The sequence below is a fragment of the Thermodesulfobacteriota bacterium genome, assembly GCA_036397855.1.
GTDB lineage: Bacteria > Desulfobacterota_D > UBA1144 > Nemesobacterales > CSP1-2 > DASWID01.
Genome location: DASWID010000030.1, coordinates 45878 through 66235 on the forward strand (window position 1 = coordinate 45878; position 20358 = coordinate 66235).

The 20358-nt window shown below is 41.6% G+C and carries 10 protein-coding genes; all 10 read left to right on the forward strand.

Features of this window, described 5'->3' with window-relative positions; translation table 11 throughout:
- Window positions 1-101 precede the first annotated feature (101 nt).
- Window positions 102-2774 carry a glucosidase gene (locus tag VGA95_02485; protein HEX9665401.1) on the forward strand — a complete coding sequence of 891 codons (2673 nt, stop codon included), beginning with the start codon at window positions 102-104 and terminating at the stop codon, window positions 2772-2774.
- 142 nt (window positions 2775-2916) lie between these two features.
- A complete protein-coding gene (locus VGA95_02490; GenBank protein ID HEX9665402.1) occupies window positions 2917-3264 on the forward strand; it encodes an isoamylase early set domain-containing protein in 348 nt (115 codons plus the stop codon).
- A 475-nt stretch (window positions 3265-3739) separates the two neighbouring features.
- The gene (locus tag VGA95_02495; GenBank protein HEX9665403.1) at window positions 3740-5722 is read left to right on the forward strand and encodes an alpha-1,4-glucan--maltose-1-phosphate maltosyltransferase; all 1983 of its coding nucleotides are present in this window, start codon (window positions 3740-3742) and stop codon (window positions 5720-5722) included.
- 70 nt (window positions 5723-5792) lie between these two features.
- On the forward strand, window positions 5793-9122 hold the full coding sequence (gene treS, locus VGA95_02500) for a maltose alpha-D-glucosyltransferase (GenBank protein HEX9665404.1): 3330 nt from the start codon (window positions 5793-5795) through the stop codon (window positions 9120-9122).
- A gap of 5 nt (window positions 9123-9127) precedes the next feature.
- Entirely contained in the window at window positions 9128-11071 is a 1944-nt protein-coding gene (glgB, locus tag VGA95_02505; protein HEX9665405.1) for a 1,4-alpha-glucan branching protein GlgB, read from the forward strand.
- Between the two features lie 456 nt (window positions 11072-11527).
- The gene (gene treZ / locus VGA95_02510) at window positions 11528-13375 is read left to right on the forward strand and encodes a malto-oligosyltrehalose trehalohydrolase (protein HEX9665406.1); all 1848 of its coding nucleotides are present in this window, start codon (window positions 11528-11530) and stop codon (window positions 13373-13375) included.
- Between the two features lie 128 nt (window positions 13376-13503).
- A complete protein-coding gene (cax, locus tag VGA95_02515) occupies window positions 13504-14577 on the forward strand; it encodes a calcium/proton exchanger (protein ID HEX9665407.1) in 1074 nt (357 codons plus the stop codon).
- Between the two features lie 196 nt (window positions 14578-14773).
- Window positions 14774-16972, forward strand: coding sequence for a glycogen debranching protein GlgX (gene glgX, locus VGA95_02520; GenBank protein HEX9665408.1), 2199 nt, complete (start codon window positions 14774-14776; stop codon window positions 16970-16972).
- Window positions 16973-17004: 32 nt separating this feature from the next.
- Entirely contained in the window at window positions 17005-19815 is a 2811-nt protein-coding gene (treY, locus tag VGA95_02525) for a malto-oligosyltrehalose synthase (GenBank protein ID HEX9665409.1), read from the forward strand.
- Window positions 19812-20358 (forward strand): 4-alpha-glucanotransferase (locus tag VGA95_02530; GenBank protein HEX9665410.1); only part of this gene is annotated, 547 nt, incomplete at its 3' end. The genes treY and VGA95_02530, both read left to right, overlap by 4 nt.

Genomic DNA, 20358 nt, shown 5'->3' on the forward strand with positions numbered 1-20358 from the left:
CTAGCAATTATCAAAGGTTAAATTTAAAATGCGATTAATTTGACGAGATTTTATAGAATATAACTTTTAACTGAAACTATTTTATAGAGGGTATATTCCCTATGACACCTGAAGAAAAAAGAATAGAGGAAGACCGGTCGCGACAGGCTCATTGGAGGAGATGGGGTCCTTATCTCAGTGAACGCCAGTGGGGAACGGTTAGAGAAGATTATAGTCCATTTGGAACAGCCTGGGACTATTTTACACATGATCAAGCACGCTCCAGGGCCTATAGGTGGGGGGAGGATGGAATAGCGGGAATTTCAGACAACCACCAAAGACTGTGTTTTGCTATTGCCCTGTGGAATGGTAATGATCCGATCCTTAAAGAAAGGTTATTTGGGCTAACGGGAAGTGAGGGTAACCATGGGGAGGATGTGAAAGAATATTACTATTATCTGGATAACACCCCTACTCATTCCTACATGAAGTATCTATACAAATATCCTCATAAATCTTTTCCGTATCAGCAGCTGGTTGAGGTAAATAGGGGGAGAGGTAGGGGAGATTTTGAATACGAGCTTCTTGATACCGGGGTGTTCGACGATAATAGATACAATGATGTTTTTGTTGAGTATGCTAAGAATTCACCAGAGGACATTCTCATAAAAATAACTGTTTCAAATCGGGGACCTGAAGACACAAACTTACATCTACTTCCGACACTCTGGTTTCGCAATACATGGTCGTGGTATCATTCCCCAGATAAACCCTTACTCAGGTCAAGAAAATCTAATGTTCATTTCCGTATAATTGATGCATACCATAAATCGCTGGGGAAGATGTGGTTCTATTGTGAAACTCCTAACGAATTGATTTTTACTGAGAACGAAACTAATTATGAAAGATTGTTTGGTGTGAGTAATTCATCTCGCTTCGTTAGAGACGGCATAAATGATTATATAGTCGCGGGGAGAAAACAAGCTGTTAATTCCGATGAGATGGGCACAAAGTGTTCAGCCCATTATTTGCTTGCACTTAAATCAGGCGAATCGAGGGATTTAAGGCTCAGGCTGACTAACTCAGATGGGCTTGCCGATCCATTTGGAGATAATTTTGAGACTATCTTCCGAGAACGCAAGACCCAGGCAGACGAATTTTACAGGCGAATTTGCCCATTTCCCTTGACGGATGATATGCGGAATGTATATAGGCAGGCGTTGGCTGGAATGCTCTGGAATAAGCAATTCTATAATTACGTGGTTGAAGAATGGCTGAATGGCGATTCTGCGGGACCTCCACCTCCCGAAGAACGAAAAAACGGAAGGAATCATGAGTGGATTCATCTCTATAATGACGATATTCTTTCGATGCCGGATAAATGGGAGTATCCTTGGTTCGCCGCGTGGGACTTGGCATTTCATACGATTCCACTTGCTGTGATTGACCCTGAATTTGCGAAGCGTCAATTGATTCTGCTTACTAGAGAGTGGTATATGCATCCTAACGGTCAGATTCCGGCTTACGAATGGGCTTTTAGTGATGTGAATCCGCCTGTGCATGCCTGGGCTGCATGGAGGGTATATCAGATTGAAAAAAAGATTTTTGGTAAACGAGATATCCTTTTCCTTGAGAGGGTATTTCAAAAGTTGCTACTTAATTTTACATGGTGGGTTAACCGAAAGGATGCTAAAGGCAATAATGTTTTTGAGGGTGGTTTTCTCGGATTGGACAACGTCGGAATTTTTGACAGAAGCCGAGAACTTCCTACAGGCGGATTTCTGGAGCAGGCGGACGGAACGAGCTGGATGGGGATGTATTGCCTGAATATGCTCACGATTGCGCTTGAGCTTTCAAAAGAGAATCCGAGTTATGAAGATATTGCGAGCAAATTTTTTGAGCATTTTATTTACATTGCTGATGCGATAAACAAAATGGGGAGTCAGGATCAGGGACTATGGGATGAAGAGGATGGTTTTTACTATGATGTCATAAATTTACGGAATGGGAATACCTTACCGATAAAGGTGCACTCCATGGTGGGTATCATACCGCTTTTTGCTGTGATGACAATAGATTCGTATGTATTGGAGAAGCTCCCTGCCTTCCAGAAGAGGCTTAATTGGTTTCTACAAAATCGACCAGACCTTCTTCACGGTTGTTCAATAAAAGAGAGGACTGGAACAATTCGAAGGAGGCTCCTATCAATCGTTGATGAGCATAAGTTAAAGCGTATATTGCGACTTATGCTTGATGAATCAAGGCTGTTGAGCCCATATGGCATCAGGTCTGTTTCAAAGATCCATAAAGATCATCCTTATCTTTTCGACATAAATGGTGCTGAATATAGGTTAGACTATGAACCTGCGGAATCCACTTCAGGTCTTTTTGGCGGTAATTCCAACTGGCGGGGGCCAGTATGGTTTCCTTTAAATTTTCTGCTTATCGAATCACTTCAAAAGTTTCATTACTATTTCGGCGACGAATTCAAGGTGGAATGTCCTACTGGTTCAGGTAACACCATGACACTATGGGAGGTTGCTACTGAGCTCTCTCATAGGCTCATGAAGATATTTCTCAAGGATTCTAAGGGGAGAAGGCCAGTTTTTGGGGGGACCGAAAGGTTTCAAACTGATCCTTATTGGAGAGATCTAATCCTGTTTAATGAATATTTTCATGGTGATAACGGAGCTGGCTTAGGGGCAAGCCATCAAATGGGATGGACTGGTGTCGTTGCCAAACTCATACAGCAATGTGGTGAGTATTGCTTGCAAAACAAAAAACCAATTTTATGATATACAATTCGAGAGCACGGTTGAGGTTATAGATTAGATTTGGAAATAAATCTATGTTTTGGCTTTGAAAGAAGAACTTTATTTTCTATCGCAGGTGGTTGATTATAATTATTGAAAAAATTTTGAAGGAGAGGAAAAGAAAATGAAAAAGACACCAACTAAACCTAAAAAGCAGTCCAAGGAAGGGGGCTTGAAAAAACAGTATGTTAAGTCCGGCAGCGTGTGTAAAGTTACATTCAGACTTCCAAAGGAGGCTGTAAAAGGTGCTCGGAGGGTAAACATTGTCGGGGAGTTTAACGATTGGAGCATTGAAGCTAATCCGATGAAACCACTTAGGAGTGGGGAGTTCACACTGACCTTGGATCTAAGATCCGGTAGGGAATACAGATTTAGATATCTTGTTGAAGGCTATAGGTGGGAAAATGATTGGAACGCTGACCGATACGAAGAGAACATTTATGGTAGCGACGATTCGGTAGTTATCGTCTGATCTTGCGTTAAGCGTAGATATAACATTATTTTATTGCATGGCTTATTTACAGATAAGAAGTTCCAATCCTTAGATCGAATTCATTGATCCCGGATGTCTGCGGTTGTCGTAAACAGCGATGAACTTCTCATTCTTCCGTGGTGTATAGGTTATATATTAAAGCACGTGAGTGTTGAGTTCAGTCTTAAAGCGTTTCAATCAAACATCATTGATTCGATTCGAATGCTACTTAAGTGTATTGGGTTCCATAAGTTTGCTTTACACGAAACACAATTTTTATAGTCTGGGTTAATTTAGCTCTATGACTGAATTTTGATTAAATAGCCGAATATTGTAAAATAAAATGATATTCAAGTAACTTTCAACGTAGGGATTTTTACTTTTAAACATCTAAAATTCTAACCATACTGTCAATACAGATTTTCAAATCAAGATAGTTTTTTCATTGTGTCGACCAATAAAAAATGATCTAGTCATGAAAAACGAGCTAAGAAAAAGGGTCGTAATAGAAAATGTTAGACCTGAGATCGATTGTGGTGCTTTCCCAATAAAGAGAGTAGTGGGTGAAAAGGTTGTAGTAGAAGCCGATGTCTTTGCCGATGGGCACGATTCAGTTTCTGCAAGTCTTCTCTATAAAGCCCCAATTGAGAAGGATTGGAATGAGATATCAATGACTTCCTTGGAAAATGACAGATGGAGGGGTGAGTTTCTTGTTGAAAAAATCGGCAACTATTATTACTCGCTCGAGGGTTGGGTCGATTATTTTAAGACATGGCAGAAGGGTTTTAAAAAGAAATTCGAAGCTGGCTATGATACAAGAGTTGAACTTCTCATAGGTGCTGATCTTATTGATAATTCGTTAAGTATTGCTTCGAAGACAGATCGAAAAAGGCTTGAAGAGCTAAGTAATATTTTAAAAGGCAACAATGTGGAGGAAGCTATATCATTTGCCCTTGGTGACGAGCTTACAAATTTAATGGACAAGAATCCCGATAAGGCTTCTTCTACACGTTTTGAAAAAGAGTTCAGAGTTGTTGTGGATAGGCCAAGAGCGCTTTTTAGCGCATGGTACGAACGCTTTCCCAGATCTACTTCCTCTCTACCCGGTAAGCACGGTACCTTTAAAGATTTAGAAAAGTTACTACCCGAAATAGCGCGGATGGGGTTTGATGTTCTATATTTACCTCCGATACACCCAATCGGCAAGATTCACAGAAAGGGGAAAAATAATTCTTCTGATGCAAAACCTGAAGATGTTGGCAGTCCGTGGGCCATAGGGTCTGAAGAAGGTGGGCATAAGTCTATACATCCTCAAATTGGGGACATGCATGACTTTGAATCACTAGTAAAGAGTACAATGGATTTAGGTATGGAGGTAGCAATGGATTTAGCATTTCAATGCGCTCCCGATCATCCATATGTAGGGGAGCATCCTGAGTGGTTCCGAAAGCGGCCAGACGGAACTATTCAAAATGCTGAAAATCCACCAAAGAAGTATGAGGATATTTATCCTTTAAACTTCGAAACAGAAGACGTCCAGGGGCTTTGGGAAGAGCTCAAGAGCGTCACGATTTTCTGGATAAACAAAGGCGTTAAGATCTTTCGGGTTGATAATCCCCATACAAAAGCATTTCCATTTTGGGAGTGGCTTATAGGAGCGATAAAAAACGATTATCCCGAAGTAATCTTTCTATCCGAAGCCTTTACTAGGCCAAAGGTTATGTACAGATTAGCGAAGATCGGATTTACCCAGTCTTACACTTATTTCACCTGGAGAAATACGAAAAAAGAATTTATCGATTATCTGACCGAACTAATACACTCAGAGGTGAGTGAATTCCTTAGGCCTAACTTTTGGCCTAATACCCCAGACATACTTCCAGAGCATCTACAGTTTGGGGGTAGACCAGCTTTTATAATGCGGCTGGTACTGGCTGGCACACTTTCGTCCAACTATGGAATATATGGTCCTGCCTTCGAACTTTGCGAGGATGAAGCATTGACTGGAAAAGAGGAGTATCTGAATTCTGAGAAATATGCCATTAGGGAATGGGATTGGAGTACGGAGGGCAATCTAAGGGATTTAATAGCCATCTTTAATGCAATCAGGAAGGAGAATCCTGCCTTACAATTAACAAGAAACTTAAAATTCTACCAGGTGGATAATGAGTATCTCCTCTTTTATGGAAAGGCTACAGAAGACCTAGAAAACATAATACTTGTGGTAGCTAATCTTGACCCTTTTCATACACAATCAGGATGGGTAACTGTACCGATTGAAGACTTCGGTATTGATCCTGATCAACCCTACCTCGTTCATGATCTCTTGAGTCAGGACAAGTACATTTGGCATGGTGAGAGAAATTATGTCGAACTGAATCCTCATGTAATACCCGCTCATATCTTCAGGTTGAGGAAGAAGCTAAAAAGAGAGACTGACTTTGACTATTTCTTGTAGATTTACCAGCCATCAATTGACGAGGTCTAAAAATAGGCATGACACAAGAGGCGCATAGGGAGAATGCTCGATGACACGTGACGAGAATAATCTTGATGAAGATCCACTATGGTATAAGGATGCGATTATCTATGAGCTTCATATAAAGGCCTTTTACGATAGCGACGGGGATGGGATTGGCGATTTTAAAGGGTTAAAGCAGAAGTTGGACTATCTCGAGAATCTAGGGATAACTGCGATCTGGCTTTTGCCCTTCTATCCGTCTCCCTTCAGGGATGATGGATATGATATAGCCGATTACTACAATATTCATCCCGATTACGGCACCCTTAGAGACTTTAAAGAATTCTTGAAAGAAGCTCATAGAAGAGGAATTAAAGTAATCACCGAGCTTGTGTTGAATCACACCTCTGATCAGAATGAATGGTTTAAAAAGTCAAGACGAGCTAACCCCGGCTCAAGATGGAGAGATTATTACGTTTGGAGCGATTCACCAGAAATATATAAAGACGCAAGGATAATATTTAAGGACTTTGAAACCTCGAACTGGGCATGGGACCCCTTGGCAAAGGCTTACTACTGGCATAGATTTTATTCCCACCAGCCAGATTTAAACTATGAGAATCCCAACGTGCAAAAATCTATGTTTAAGGTAATCGATTATTGGATGGATATGGGGGTTGATGGGATGCGATTGGATGCCGTCCCATATCTTTTTGAGAGAGAAGGGACGAACTGTGAAAATCTACCTGAAACCTTTGAATTCTTAAAGAAACTCAGGTCACATGTTGACTCAAAGTATAAGAACAAAATGTTTCTTGCTGAGGCGAATCAGTGGCCCGAGGATGTAATTGAATATTTCGGGAATGGTGATAGATGCCATATGGCCTATCACTTCCCTTTGATGCCTAGAATCTTTATGTCATGCTGGATGGAAGATAGATTCCCAATAACGAACATTTTAGACCAAACTCCCAAAATACCTGACAATAGTCAGTGGGCACTTTTTTTGAGGAATCACGATGAACTTACCCTTGAGATGGTAACGGATGAAGAGAGGGACTACATGTACAGGATATACGCGAAGGATCCCACTGCGAGGATAAATTTAGGGATTCGCAGACGCTTATCTCCACTCTTGGGGAATCATAGAAGAAAGATAGATCTCATGAATTTCCTCCTCTTTTCGTTTCCGGGAACACCCATAATCTATTATGGTGATGAGATAGGGATGGGGGACAATTATTACCTCGGAGATAGAAATGGTGTCAGGACTCCGATGCAATGGAGCGCGGATAGAAACGCAGGGTTTTCCCAGGCGAATCCCCAGAAGCTCTATCTTCCAGTAATTATAGACCCGGAATATCATTATGAGTCTATCAACATCGAGAATCAGGTGATGAACCAATCATCTCTTCTATGGTGGATGAGGCGCGTTCTGGACATGAGAAAGCGATTTAAAGCCTTTGGCAGGGGTGATATAGAAATTTTACATACGGACAACCCAAAGGTACTTTCATTTATACGTCGGTATCGGGACGAGATAATACTTGTAGTAGTAAATCTTTCACGTTTTTCGCAGGTGGCAAATATTGACCTTGCCGGGTTTGCTGGCTATATACCTGAGGAGTTATTCAGTAGAAACAAATTCCCTACTATCAAAGAATCTCCATATGTCTTTACACTGGGATTTTATGATTATTTTTGGTTTTTATTGAAGAAGGGAGAGGAGGAAATAAGGCTACAGGATAGCGAGAGGATTCCACAACTAAGCGTTGACGGCAGTTGGCAAATGGTCTTTAAGGGGAGGTCTAAAGAAAGATTTGAAGAAGAGATCATACCTATTTATTTAAGAAGCTGTAGGTGGTTTGGTGGAAAAGCCCGAAAGATACAGGTCTCTACCATCGTGGAAAATATTCGGATGCAATTGAATTCATTTATTGCAAATACTCTGTTGATAGAGGTTAAATACACCGAGGGTTCATCGGATACCTATCTTTTACCTGTTTCTTTCTTGTCGGGCACGGAAGCAGACAACATTAAAAGAGAAATTCCTCAAGCTGTGATCGCTCATTTAAGATCGAAATCGGGGGATGGAATATTATACGATTGCGTCAATAACGAGGAGTTTCGTAGAAATATACTTCTTATGATTACTAAAAGGCTGAGTCTTAAGGGCATAAGGGGGGAGTTTAACGCATATCCCGGGAACTATTTAAGAAGATTCAATAAAGCGAGTAAGCTTCCTTTAGAGAAATCCAGGGTTTTAAAGGTAGAGCAGAGCAATACCTCGTTTATATATGGTAATAAGCTATTTTTTAAGCTTTACAGAAGACTTGATGAAGGCATGAATCCTGATCTTGAGATTGAGAGGTTCCTCACGGAGTATAAGTCCTTCCCCAATGTGCCCCCGTTCGCGGGTGCAATTGAGTATAAAAGACGCGGCTCGGAGCCAATCGTGTTAGGAATCCTACAAGCACTGGTACCAAACCAGGGTGATGCGTGGACCTATACTTTGGATTCAATTGAAGATTATTTTGAGAGAGTTCGCTCTAAGAATATTGATTTGAAGGAAATACCAAAAACGCCTGGGTTTCTCGTACAGGTAGCCTTTGATGATATACCTGTTCTTATACAGGAATTAATTAGTGGAGTTTATCTTGAGATGGCAATTCTCTTGGGAAAGAGAACAGCGGAGCTCCACTTAGCCCTTAGTACGGAAGTAGAAGATCCCAACTTTGCGCCTGAGCCCTTTTCGATTCTTTATCAGAGATCCCTTTACCAATCGATGGAAAGTCTGACCAAAAGGGTTATGGAGATGGTAAGGACTAATTTAAAGACCTTGCCTGCGGATATAAGAGATAAATTGATTGAGCTCTTGGATCGTGAAAGGGAAATTTTGGATCAGTTCAGGGGAATATACAGGAAAAAGCTCTCTGCAACGAAGATAAGGATCCATGGTGATTATCATCTCGGCCAGGTTCTGTTTACGGGAAATGATTTCGTGATAATAGACTTCGAGGGTGAACCGGCAAGGCCATTGAGTGAAAGGAGACTGAAAAGATCACCCTTGAGGGACGTCGCGGGAATGATAAGGTCATTTCATTATGCTGTCTTTAATTCTTTATTCAAATATTTGTTGAGGGATAAGAAATTCATAGAAGGCATCAAGCCATGGGCTGAAGTTTGGTATAAATTAGTCGCAGGAATTTTTTTAAAATCCTACATAGATACCGCTCGAAATGCGCCGTTTATACCGAATAACGATGAAGAGTTAGATAGAATGCTCAGGGCGTTCCTTTTGGAAAAGGCGGTTTATGAACTTGGTTACGAATTGAATAATCGTCCGAGTTGGCTGATCATACCCATTGAGGGAATCAATAATCTTCTGGAGGTTTAGTAGGAATGTCAGGAAAGTCGAATGGGGAAGAGAAGGGAGCTACAAATGTTCTATCCGGCATCAGTCTCTTTACGGAACATGACATTTATCTCTTTAAAGAGGGAAACCATTTTAAGCTTTACGACAAATTCGGATCGCACCCGATGGAGGTTGACGGTAAGAAAGGTACCTATTTTTCAGTTTGGGCTCCAAACGCTGAGAGGGTCTCATTAATCGGAGATTTCAACGGTTGGAATACTGACTCCGACCCGCTTTATAGCAGATGGGATGGGTCTGGCATCTGGGAGGGGTTTGCTCCTAAAATTGCAACGGGTGAGGTTTATAAATATCACATAGTTTCGAAGTTAAAGAATTACGAGGTAGAAAAGGGTGACCCCTTTGCATTTTATTGGGAGACTCCACCACGCACAGCTGCAAAAGTGTGGGATCTAAATTATGATTGGGGTGACGATGAATGGATGAGAAATAGATATAAATCTAATGCATTAAACTCCCCGATCTCTGCATACGAAGTGCATCTCGGGTCATGGAGAAGGGTTCCGGAGGAAGGTGATAGATTTCTTACTTACAGAGAACTAGCGCCTTACCTTGCGCAATATGTTAAAGAGACGGAGTTCACCCATGTGGAATTTTTACCCATTATGGAGCATCCGTTTTATGGTTCATGGGGCTATCAGACTCTTGGATATTTTGCCCCTTCAAGCAGGTATGGAACACCGCAGGATTTCATGTATTTGGTCGATCACCTGCATAAGCACGGGATAGGAGTCATTCTCGACTGGGTTCCTTCTCATTTCCCGAGCGATGAGTTTGGCCTTGTCTATTTCGACGGAACTCACCTGTACGAGCATGAAGATCCAAAAAAGGGATTTCATCCGGAATGGAACACTTATATCTTCAATTATGGAAGAAATGAAGTAAGGGCATTTTTGATAAGTAGTGCCCTCTTTTGGCTTGATAAGTACCATATTGACGGGTTGCGGGTTGACGCTGTGGCATCCATGCTCTATCTGGACTACGGTAGAAAAGAAGGAGAATGGATACCAAACCAGTATGGAGGAAAGGAGAATATTGAGGCAATAAGCCTTATTAAAAAATTAAACGAGGCGGTCTACCTAAGCCATCCCGATGTACAGACCATTGCTGAGGAATCCACTGCATGGCCTATGGTCTCAAGGCCGTCGTATGTCGGTGGCCTTGGATTTGGAATGAAATGGAATATGGGGTGGATGCACGATACCATTGATTATTTCTCTACTGATCCAGTATATAGAAAGTTTCACCAGAACCAACTTACGTTTAGCATTTGGTACGCATTCGCAGAAAACTTTTTTCTTTCCCTTTCTCATGATGAAGTTGTTTATGGAAAGGGGTCTCTACTCAGAAAAATGCCCGGAGATGATTGGCAAAAGTATGCAAACCTCAGGGCTTTATTCGGTTATATGTTCGGACATCCGGGTAAAAAGCTCCTTTTCATGGGTGGAGAGTTTGGGCAATGGAATGAGTGGTACCATGAAGCGAGTCTGGATTGGGACCTGCTGGAGTATCCTCCACACCGGGGTGTAAAAGACTGGGTTCAAGATCTTAATCACCTTTATAGAAATGAGCCGGCAATGCATGAGCTTGACTTCAGCATTGAGGGCTTTGAGTGGATAGAGTTCAGGGATTCTGAGAGCAGCGTAATTAGTTTTATCAGAAAGCCTAAAAGCACAAGCGATATTATGTTGATAGTATGCAATTTTACACCGGTTCCGAGATACAACTACAGGGTAGGCGTACCGAGAGGAGGCTTTTGGCGAGAGGTACTTAATAGCGATGCAACTATATATGGAGGAGGTGGTCATGGTAACGCGGGTGGCGTTGGAGCGACCCCTGTACCAATACATGGAAGATACAATTCTATCTCTCTAACCCTACCGCCTTTAGGTGTGTTGTTTTTTAAGAGCTAAGGTAAAAGGGAATAATATTTTTCCCCTCTCATCATATGCCTGTCCCGTTATCCAGTGCCAGCCGACTGATAATATTTTCTGCGAGTAATAATGTTTATGATGCTTCGACAGGCTCAGCATGAATGGTTTTGTTCGAATACCGTTCGCACTGAGCCTCGGCTGAGCAGTGAGCATGTCGAACTGTCGAAGTGCTTGGTCGAAGGGCATTATTAGCAGGCTTAAATCCTTCTAAATTATCCCTCAAAAATGACAGGCTCGACCGGGAAATATAGGGTACCCTATTCTCCCTTATTACTTTTTAATTTCTAACTTATTTTATAGATAATCGAGAATGCCGGATTTCATAGTTTCTTCTAAATCTTATGGAAATCTAAAGATTTCCGCTACAATACTATCTTTCTATAATCGAATTGTTTTGACTTCTAAGAAATCTTTATTTTTCAGCGTAGTGAATAAATGAAAATAGGCGCGAATTATTTAGGAAACGGTAATTGCGAATTTGTGGTTTGGGCTACCTTTCGGGAAAAGGTTGAATTATTGATATTTTCGCCTCTGCCGGAGAAAGGAACTTCTCCCGTAGTTTTCCCAATGGAAAAGGATGAGCTGGGTTACTGGAAAACTCTTGTTGAAGACGTTTATCCTGGGACACTTTATTTATACAGACTTGATGGTGAAAAAGAAAGGCCCGACCCCGCATCATATTGTCAGCCAAAAGGAGTTCATGGACCGTCACAGGTAATTGACCACAATTCATCTCATCGGGAAGACAGTAATTGGGGGGGGATAGATATTGCTCATATGATAATGTATGAGATTCACACTGGTACGTTTACTCCAGAGGGAACTTTCGAGGCCATAATCCCCAGACTTGATGCAATGCTTGATTTGGGAATAAATGCAATTGAGTTAATGCCTGTTGCACAGTTTCCAGGAGAAAGAAATTGGGGATACGACGGAGTGTTTCCCTATGCTCCTCAAATCAGTTATGGAGGTCCAAAGGGACTAATAAAGCTTATTAATGAGTGTCATAAAAGGGGGCTGGCTTTTATCCTGGATGTTGTCTACAATCACCTTGGTCCTGAGGGTAACTATCTTCGTGATTATGGACCATATTTTACGGATAAATACAGGACACCATGGGGAAACGCGATAAATTTCGATGATGCTTATAGCGACGAGGTAAGGGATTTCTTTATCCAGAATGCGATCTTCTGGTTCGAGAAGTATCATGTTGATGCTCTCAGGCTAGATGCAATACATGCCATGTATGATTTTAGCGCTAAACACATCCTAGAAGAACTTGCCGAAAAGGTTGAAGAACTTTCGGAAAAAGAAGATAGGAAATTTTATCTGATAGCGGAAAGCGATCTAAATGATTCCAGGATAATAGAGGGAAGAAAATTTGGAGGGTATGGGATTGATGCACAGTGGTGTGATGATTTTCATCATTCACTTCACACCCTACTTACAGGTGAGCGTTCAGGCTATTACTTGGATTTTGGAAAGACGGAATACCTTATAAGAGCCTTGAAAGAAGGATTTGTTTATTCCGGGCAATATTCAGTTTACAGGAAGAGAAGACATGGTAATTCACCAAAGGAAAGGTCGGGTAAGAAATTTGTAGTCTATTCTCATAATCATGACCACATAGGTAACAGGTTACAGGGAGAGAGGCTCTCTACCTTGATTTCATTTGAAGGATTAAAACTTGCTGCCGGCGTGGTTCTGCTCTCCCCCTACATTCCGTTTTTATTTATGGGAGAAGAGTATGGCGAAGACGCACCCTTCTTATATTTCGTAAGTCATTCTGATCCCGATCTCATACAGGCGGTGAGAAAAGGGAGAAAGGAGGAATTTGAATCTTTCGACTGGAAGGGAGAGCTGCCTGATCCACAGAGTTCAGAAAACTATGTCAATTCAAGAATAGATTGGGAAAAGAGGAATGAAGGTTCACATAACGTTTTGTTAAATTACTACAGGGAGCTTATAAAGCTCAGGAGAGAAATTCCAGCCCTATCTAACCTGAATAAGGACAATCTTGAAGTATGGGGATTAGAAAAGGAGAAGGTTGTATTTATGAGAAGGTGGGATGATCAGCAGGACACGCATGTTTTCTCCATCTTTAATTTGAGCGAATCAAATTTAGACATACATAGCCAATTTCCAGACGGTAGATGGAAAAAGTTGCTAGATTCTTCTGAAAAAAAATGGAACGGGCAGGGAAGTTTAACCCCGGAATTAATAGGATCTCAAGATGAAGTTGCTGTCAGAGGATATGGTCTTAGTCTCTTCATAAAAATCTAGGGGTGAGATTCTTATCGGCCGGTTTGTGAAACGGGGCCTACAATGATGTATAATCGTCCCCGTCGGCGTGTGTTTCTTAAAACGTAAAAGTATCTCGATTCTCCGAATTCATAAGAACAGAAGATTTCATGAAAATTGGTAAGTATGAATTTGAGCCACTTAGCTTATTATTGATATTTATCCCAATTGCGATTGTTTTGAAACTTTCTCATGCAAACCCAATTTGGATTTTCGCTACATCCGCATTGGCAATTATCCCACTCGCCGGATTCATTGGTAAAGCGACAGAAGAATTAGCCAAGGTCGTTGGTGCCGGTCTGGGTGGTTTGTTGAATGCTACATTTGGTAACGCGGCGGAATTGATTATTGCTCTAATTGCGCTGCGCCGAGGATTATTCGATATAGTCAAAGCGTCTTTAACAGGTTCAATCATCGGTAATATTCTCCTGGTTCTTGGAATGAGTGTTCTAGTTGGGGGTATTCGATATGATAAACAGGTTTTTAATAGAACAGCATCCAGCCTTGGTTCAACTTTATTGGCATTGAGTGCTATAGGACTGGTGATACCAGCCCTATTTCATATAATTGTCATAAAGGCACCAGCGATTGAACACGAGCTAAGTTTATTGATTGCAATAGTTCTTCTGATAACTTACTTTCTTAGCCTCATTTTTTCACTTTACACCCACCGGCATCTCTATTTGGGTAAGGCTGCCCTGATTAAAGAAGAAGAGCATCCTGAGTGGGGTAAGAATAAGTCTTTCATGATATTGATCCTAGCAGTGGTTGGGGTTGCGCTCATGAGTGAATTCCTTGTTGGTGCTGTTGAAGTTACTGCTGAAACATTCGGAATGACGGACGTTTTTATAGGTGTGATTGTTGTTGCTATAATAGGGAATGCTGCTGAGCACAGCACAGCCATACTTGTTGCTTATAAAAATAAAATGGACCTCGCCATGACTATCGCAATTGGCTCTAGCATCCAGATAGCGCTTTTTGTTGCACCAATACTTGTATTTGCTAGCTATCTTTTTGGTGAGCCTATGGATCTTATCTTTACTGACTTAGAGGTTGTCTCAGTCGGCATTTCCGTCTGGATTCTCAGTCTGATAGCCCATGATGGTGAATCTAACTGGATGGAAGGAGTTCAATTATTGGCAGTTTATCTTATACTTGCCGTTGCTTTTTATTTTCTTCCCTGACGCGAAAATATAGTTTAATAAAGTTTGTCTTTGTCCTTGAGTCGGATAACTGCTTAATTTATTTCTCAATTTTAGTTATTGGTTCCAAAATTTAGTGCTCTGGACAAACTGCAGTTTTGGACTAAAATCTTTCCGAATTAATTTAGTGACCCGACCTCGGTCGGTTAACATATTAACCTTTTTATAAAGAGCGTATATGCAAAGGAACAAGTTGATAAATGGATCGATGAACATGTGGCCTGGCCAACCCTATCCATTGGGGGCGACCTGGGACGGCGCGGGGGTCAATTTCTCCTTGTTCTCCGAAAATGCAACTGCTGTGGAGTTATGTCTGTTCGATAGCCCTGAAGGGGGAAAGGAAATAGCGAGGATACCCATAAAAGATCAGACAGATCAGATTTGGCATTTATATCTACCAGAGGCCCGTCCGGGTCAACTATATGGTTACAGGGTTTACGGACCATATGAACCGAAGGGGGGGCACCGCTTCAACCCGAGCAAGTTATTACTCGATCCTTATGCAAAGGCCATTGCTGGTACTGTTCAGTGGAGTGATGCCTTATTTGGTTACGCTGTGGGTCACACCGATGCTGATCTATCATTTGACGAAAGGGATAGCTCTTTGGGAATTCCGAAATGCGTAGTTGTTGATCCGGCATTCAGTTGGGGAGACGATAGTCCCCCACGTATCCCCTGGCATAAGACAATCATATATGAGCTACATGTAAAGGGCTATACAGCTCTTCATCCCGATGTGCCAGCAGAGTTGAGGGGTACTTACGCCGGACTTACTTGTCCAGCCTTATTGAAGTATTTGACGGATCTTGGCATAACAGCGGTGGAATTAATGCCTGTGCATCAATTTGTGGCAGACAAACGTCTGGTTGATCGGGGACTTACTAACTACTGGGGTTATAACTCTATTGGATTTTTCGCATCAGATCCAAGGTATTCAAGTTCAGGTGTAATGGGTCAACAGGTATCCGAGTTCAAGACACTCGTAAAGACACTGCATAGAGAGGGCATAGAGGTTATTCTGGACGTTGTCTACAATCACACTGCAGAAGGTAATCACTTGGGTCCAACCCTCTGTTTTCGGGGTATTGACAATGCCGCTTATTACCGCCTGCTGGCTGACAACAAGAGATACCATGTTGACTACACAGGTACCGGAAATACGCTGGATATGACTCATCCGCGTGTATTGCAGCTAATCATGGATAGTCTTAGGTATTGGATACAGGAAATGCATGTAGATGGTTTCCGTTTTGATCTGGCATCGGCGCTGGCAAGGGAACTTCATGAGGTGGACCGTCTCGGGGCATTTTTCGACATAATACATCAGGATCCTGTAATTTCCCAGGTGAAACTGATTGCCGAGCCATGGGACCTTGGCGAGGGCGGTTACCAGGTAGGCAATTTTCCGGTTCTATGGGCTGAGTGGAACGGGAAATACAGGGATACCGTTCGGAGGTTTTGGAGGGGTGACAGTGCCCAGGTAAGCCGCCTGGCATACCGTCTGACAGGTAGCAGCGATCTGTACGAACATGGGGGCCGCCTCCCTTATGCCAGTATCAACTTTGTAACTGCACATGACGGTTTCACCCTGCGCGACCTCGTAAGCTATAACGAAAAGCATAATGAGGCGAATGGGGAAGCTAACCACGATGGAACCGATGATAACTTGAGCTGGAACTGTGGGGCTGAAGGTCCAACCAATGACCCTTTCATACTGTCAATCAGAGCCCGCCAGCAACGTAATTTTCTCGCCACCTTAATTTTCTCACAGGGAGTACAAATGCTTTTAGCAGGGGACGAAATTGGACGCACTCAGCAAGGTAACAACAACGCCTACTGCCAGGATAACGACATTTCATGGGTTGATTGGAACCTAGACCAGTCGAAGCTGGAGCTGTTGAGCTTTACAAAAAAGCTGATAAGGATTATTCATCATCATCCAGCTCTCCATAGGCGTCACTTTTTCCAGGGAAGAAAGATCTTGGGTTCTGAGGTAAAGGATCTAACCTGGTTTCGACCGGATGGAAAGGAAATGACTGAAGAGGACTGGAACAACCCCAATACGCGGTGCATAGGTCTGCGTCTGGCAGGCGATGCTATTGAAGAGATTGATGCGCGTGGCAACAGAATAGTGGATGACACACTTCTAATTCTTCTAAATGCCCACCACGAGCCTGTTCCATTCGTATTACCAGCTCATAGGCCAAAAATGCGTTGGGAGCTTTTACTCGATACAAGGGAGGCTACGGGTAGAGGACCTAACCGACTAGTGGGGGGAGGGGTGACATACGATCTTGAGGGAAGATCTCTAGCCCTTTTTAGACTGAGAAGCCGCGAGGGTCCGATGACGCGTAACGAGGACGATTTGCCGGTGTAAGCTGGTGAACCGTATATGGTAACCTTTATGGTATGTATATACCTACTTCTACATACAGGATTCAGTTCAGGCCTTCATTTGGATTCGAAGAAGCCCGTGAGATAGTGGAATATCTTTCAAAGCTTGGAATTTCCGCTTTGTATGCATCCCCAATATTTAAGGCAACAAAAGGGAGTACACACGGCTATGATGTTGTTGATCCAAATGAGTTAAATCAGGAATTAGGCTCGGCTCAGGATTTTCAAGATCTAATAACTGATTTAAAGGGCTTTGGCATGGGGTGGATTCAGGATATTGTTCCTAACCATATGGCTTATGTCTCCGAAAATCATATGCTTATGGATATCTTGGAGAGGGGCGAAAGATCACGATATTTTAATTTTTTTGACATCGATTGGCATCATCCTTATGAAGGCTTAAAGGAGGGGCTGCTCGCGCCGTTTTTAGGGAAGACGTATGCACAGTCTCTAGGGGAGGGTGAGATTACACTAGGATATGGGGGCAATGGTTTGACGATAAATTATTACGACTTGAAGTTTCCATTAAAGATAGAAACATACATCGATGTTTTAACATATAGATTAAGAACATTACAGGTACGTCTCGGTGACGAACATCCTGACTACATAAAATTTCTTGGAATACTTTATGTCCTGCGTAATCTTTCATCTTCTGAAGTCAGACCTGATGACAATAATGCGCAGATAAATTTCATAAAAAGGCTGTTGTGGGAGTTATATACCAAAAACGATATTATAAAGAATTTCTTAAATGAGAATATAGATATATTTAATCGAGGAGGGGGAGAAAGTAAGGGTTTTAATCTATTACATAATATCCTTTCCGAACAGTACTTCAGATTATCATTCTGGAAGGTTGCGACTGAAGAGATTAATTATAGAAGGTTCTTCAATATAAATGAGCTCATCACTCTGAGGGTGGAAGATGAAGAAGTTTTTAATCAAACTCATTTTTTTACCTTTAATCTGATTGAGGAAGGAAAGATAGCTGGTCTACGCATTGACCACATTGACGGACTCTATGATCCAACGGTGTATCTGAATAGAATAAAGGCAAAGGATAACGAATTGTATATGGTTGTTGAGAAAATACTCGATTTTGATGAGGCTCTTCCCCGGTTCTGGCCTGTGCAAGGAACAACAGGCTATGATTTTTTGAATTATGTTAACGGTTTGTTTTGCAATAGAAAGAATCTAAAGATTTTCGATAAGATATATAAAAATTTCACTAACTTTACGATACCATATGATGAACTCGTTGCTGATAAAAAAAGGTTGATCATAGGAAAGCATATGGCAGGTGATATCGATAACCTTGCCCATATCTTGAAGGCTATATCAAGTAAGGATATCCAGGGCAGTGACATAACACTTTATGGTCTTAAAAGAACGTTGGTTGAAGTAATGGCTTTGTTTCCAGTATACCGCACATACATGAGCAGTGATGTTATGAGAGAGAGTGATAAAATCTACGTTAGTATGGCAATAGAGGGCGCAAGGCATACAAACCCGGGTCTTCTCAACGAATTGGATTTCATAGAACGCTTCCTTCTTCTAAGGTTCGAAGGTGACATCTATGCTGAAGAAAAGAAGGGATATATGGACTTCGTCATGAGATTTCAACAATATACTGGGCCTCTCATGGCAAAGGGTTTTGAGGATACCACCCTTTATGTCTACAACAGACTATTGTCGCTTAATGATGTTGGAGGTAATCCCGATAGGTTCGGAATAACTATAAGAGAATTTAACGATTTCAACAAAGGAAGAGTAGAACTATGGCCACATTCGATGAATGCTACTTCAACCCATGATACGAAAAGAGGGGAGGATGTAAGGGCAAGAATTAATGTTCTCTCAGAAATGCCTAAGGAATGGGAGAGATTTGTTACAACGTGTTCAAGAATTAATCGAATTAAGAAAACAATCATAGGTGGTAGGTTGTTACCGGATAAAAATGATGAATATTTCTTGTACCAAACTTTAATAGGAGCCTATCCCTTTGACGAAAATGATTTCCCCTTTTTTGTAGAAAGGATTAAAGACTACATCATAAAGGCTATTAGAGAGGCTAAAGTTCACACCGCATGGTTAAAACCCGATACCACTTACGAGGATTCATTTCTTTCTTTCATAGATGGGATATTGACCTCATCTTCGGAAAATCAGTTTATCGACATATTTCTACCTTTTCAAAAAAAGGTTGCGCACTACGGAGTATTTAATTCTCTTTCACAAACACTTCTAAAGATAACCTCGCCCGGGATACCGGATTTCTATCAGGGAACTGAGCTCTGGGATCTTAATCTCGTTGATCCGGATAATCGGCGCGCCGTGGATTTTACCGAGAGGTATAAGTATCTAAATGAGATAATAGTCAAGGAGAAAGAAGATAATATTAAATTAATTGGTGAACTGAACTCAAAAACGGAAGATGGAAGAATAAAGCTATTTCTTATTTATAAATCACTCAAGGTGAGAAATGACAGAAAAGATTTTTTCAACGAAAGCAACTACATACCATTAGTAGTAAGGGGCAAATTTAAAGACCATGTGGTGTCTTTCGCAAGGAAAAAGGGAAAAATCTGGTCAATTACCATAGTGCCCAGGCTACTGGCTAGCCTAGTTAATGAGGATGAATTTCCGATGGGTGAAAGGGTATGGCAAGATACTCATATTTTACTTCCAAAAGAATCCCCGGATTCCTGGAAAGATGCTTTTACCGATAAACTCATAAAGAGCGGATCAATTCTACGAGTCGGAAACATCTTGGAGCATTTCCCGGTGTCTTTACTTTTGAGTGAAGGCGTGGGTGATTTATGAAATACCGAGGCAGCGGTATCTTACTCCATATTAGTTCTTTACCATCTCCCTTTGGTATTGGAGACCTGGGACCTGGTGCGTATAAATTCATAGATTTTTTAGTTGAAACGAAGCAGAGTTACTGGCAAATTCTCCCTTTGAACCCAACGAGTTCTGTATTGGGAAACTCACCCTATAACAGCCCTTCTGCTTTTGCTGGAAACCCGTTGCTAATTAGTCCCGAAATTCTGATTAAAAGGGGTTTTTTATCTGAGTCGGATCTTAATCCTGAATTTTCCTTCAATGGGCAAAGGGTTGATTATGAAAATGTTACGAACTATAAGGAAGGCATTCTTCGAATCGCTTTTGAAAAAAACAAAAACAGATTATTAACGGATAATGAGTTCAAGAGGTTTTGTGACAATAGCTCAAGCTGGCTCGAGGATTATGCTTTGTTCATTTCACTAAAGGAAAGTTTTAAGAATGCAATATGGACAGAGTGGCCAGAAGAGATAAGGGATAGGACCGAGGGGTCTCTGAGTGAGTATAAGGAGAGATTAGAGG

What these genes read in the sequence shown, in the direction of transcription:
- VGA95_02485 (HEX9665401.1), top strand. Translation starts at nt 102, where the DNA reads ATGACACCTGAAGAAAAAAGAATAGAGGAAGACCGGTCGCGACAGGCT.
- VGA95_02490 (HEX9665402.1), top strand. Translation starts at nt 2,917, where the DNA reads ATGAAAAAGACACCAACTAAACCTAAAAAGCAGTCCAAGGAAGGGGGC.
- VGA95_02495 (HEX9665403.1), top strand. Translation starts at nt 3,740, where the DNA reads ATGAAAAACGAGCTAAGAAAAAGGGTCGTAATAGAAAATGTTAGACCT.
- treS (HEX9665404.1), top strand. Translation starts at nt 5,793, where the DNA reads ATGACACGTGACGAGAATAATCTTGATGAAGATCCACTATGGTATAAG.
- glgB (HEX9665405.1), top strand. Translation starts at nt 9,128, where the DNA reads ATGTCAGGAAAGTCGAATGGGGAAGAGAAGGGAGCTACAAATGTTCTA.
- treZ (HEX9665406.1), top strand. Translation starts at nt 11,528, where the DNA reads ATGAAAATAGGCGCGAATTATTTAGGAAACGGTAATTGCGAATTTGTG.
- cax (HEX9665407.1), top strand. Translation starts at nt 13,504, where the DNA reads ATGAAAATTGGTAAGTATGAATTTGAGCCACTTAGCTTATTATTGATA.
- glgX (HEX9665408.1), top strand. Translation starts at nt 14,774, where the DNA reads ATGCAAAGGAACAAGTTGATAAATGGATCGATGAACATGTGGCCTGGC.
- treY (HEX9665409.1), top strand. Translation starts at nt 17,005, where the DNA reads ATGTATATACCTACTTCTACATACAGGATTCAGTTCAGGCCTTCATTT.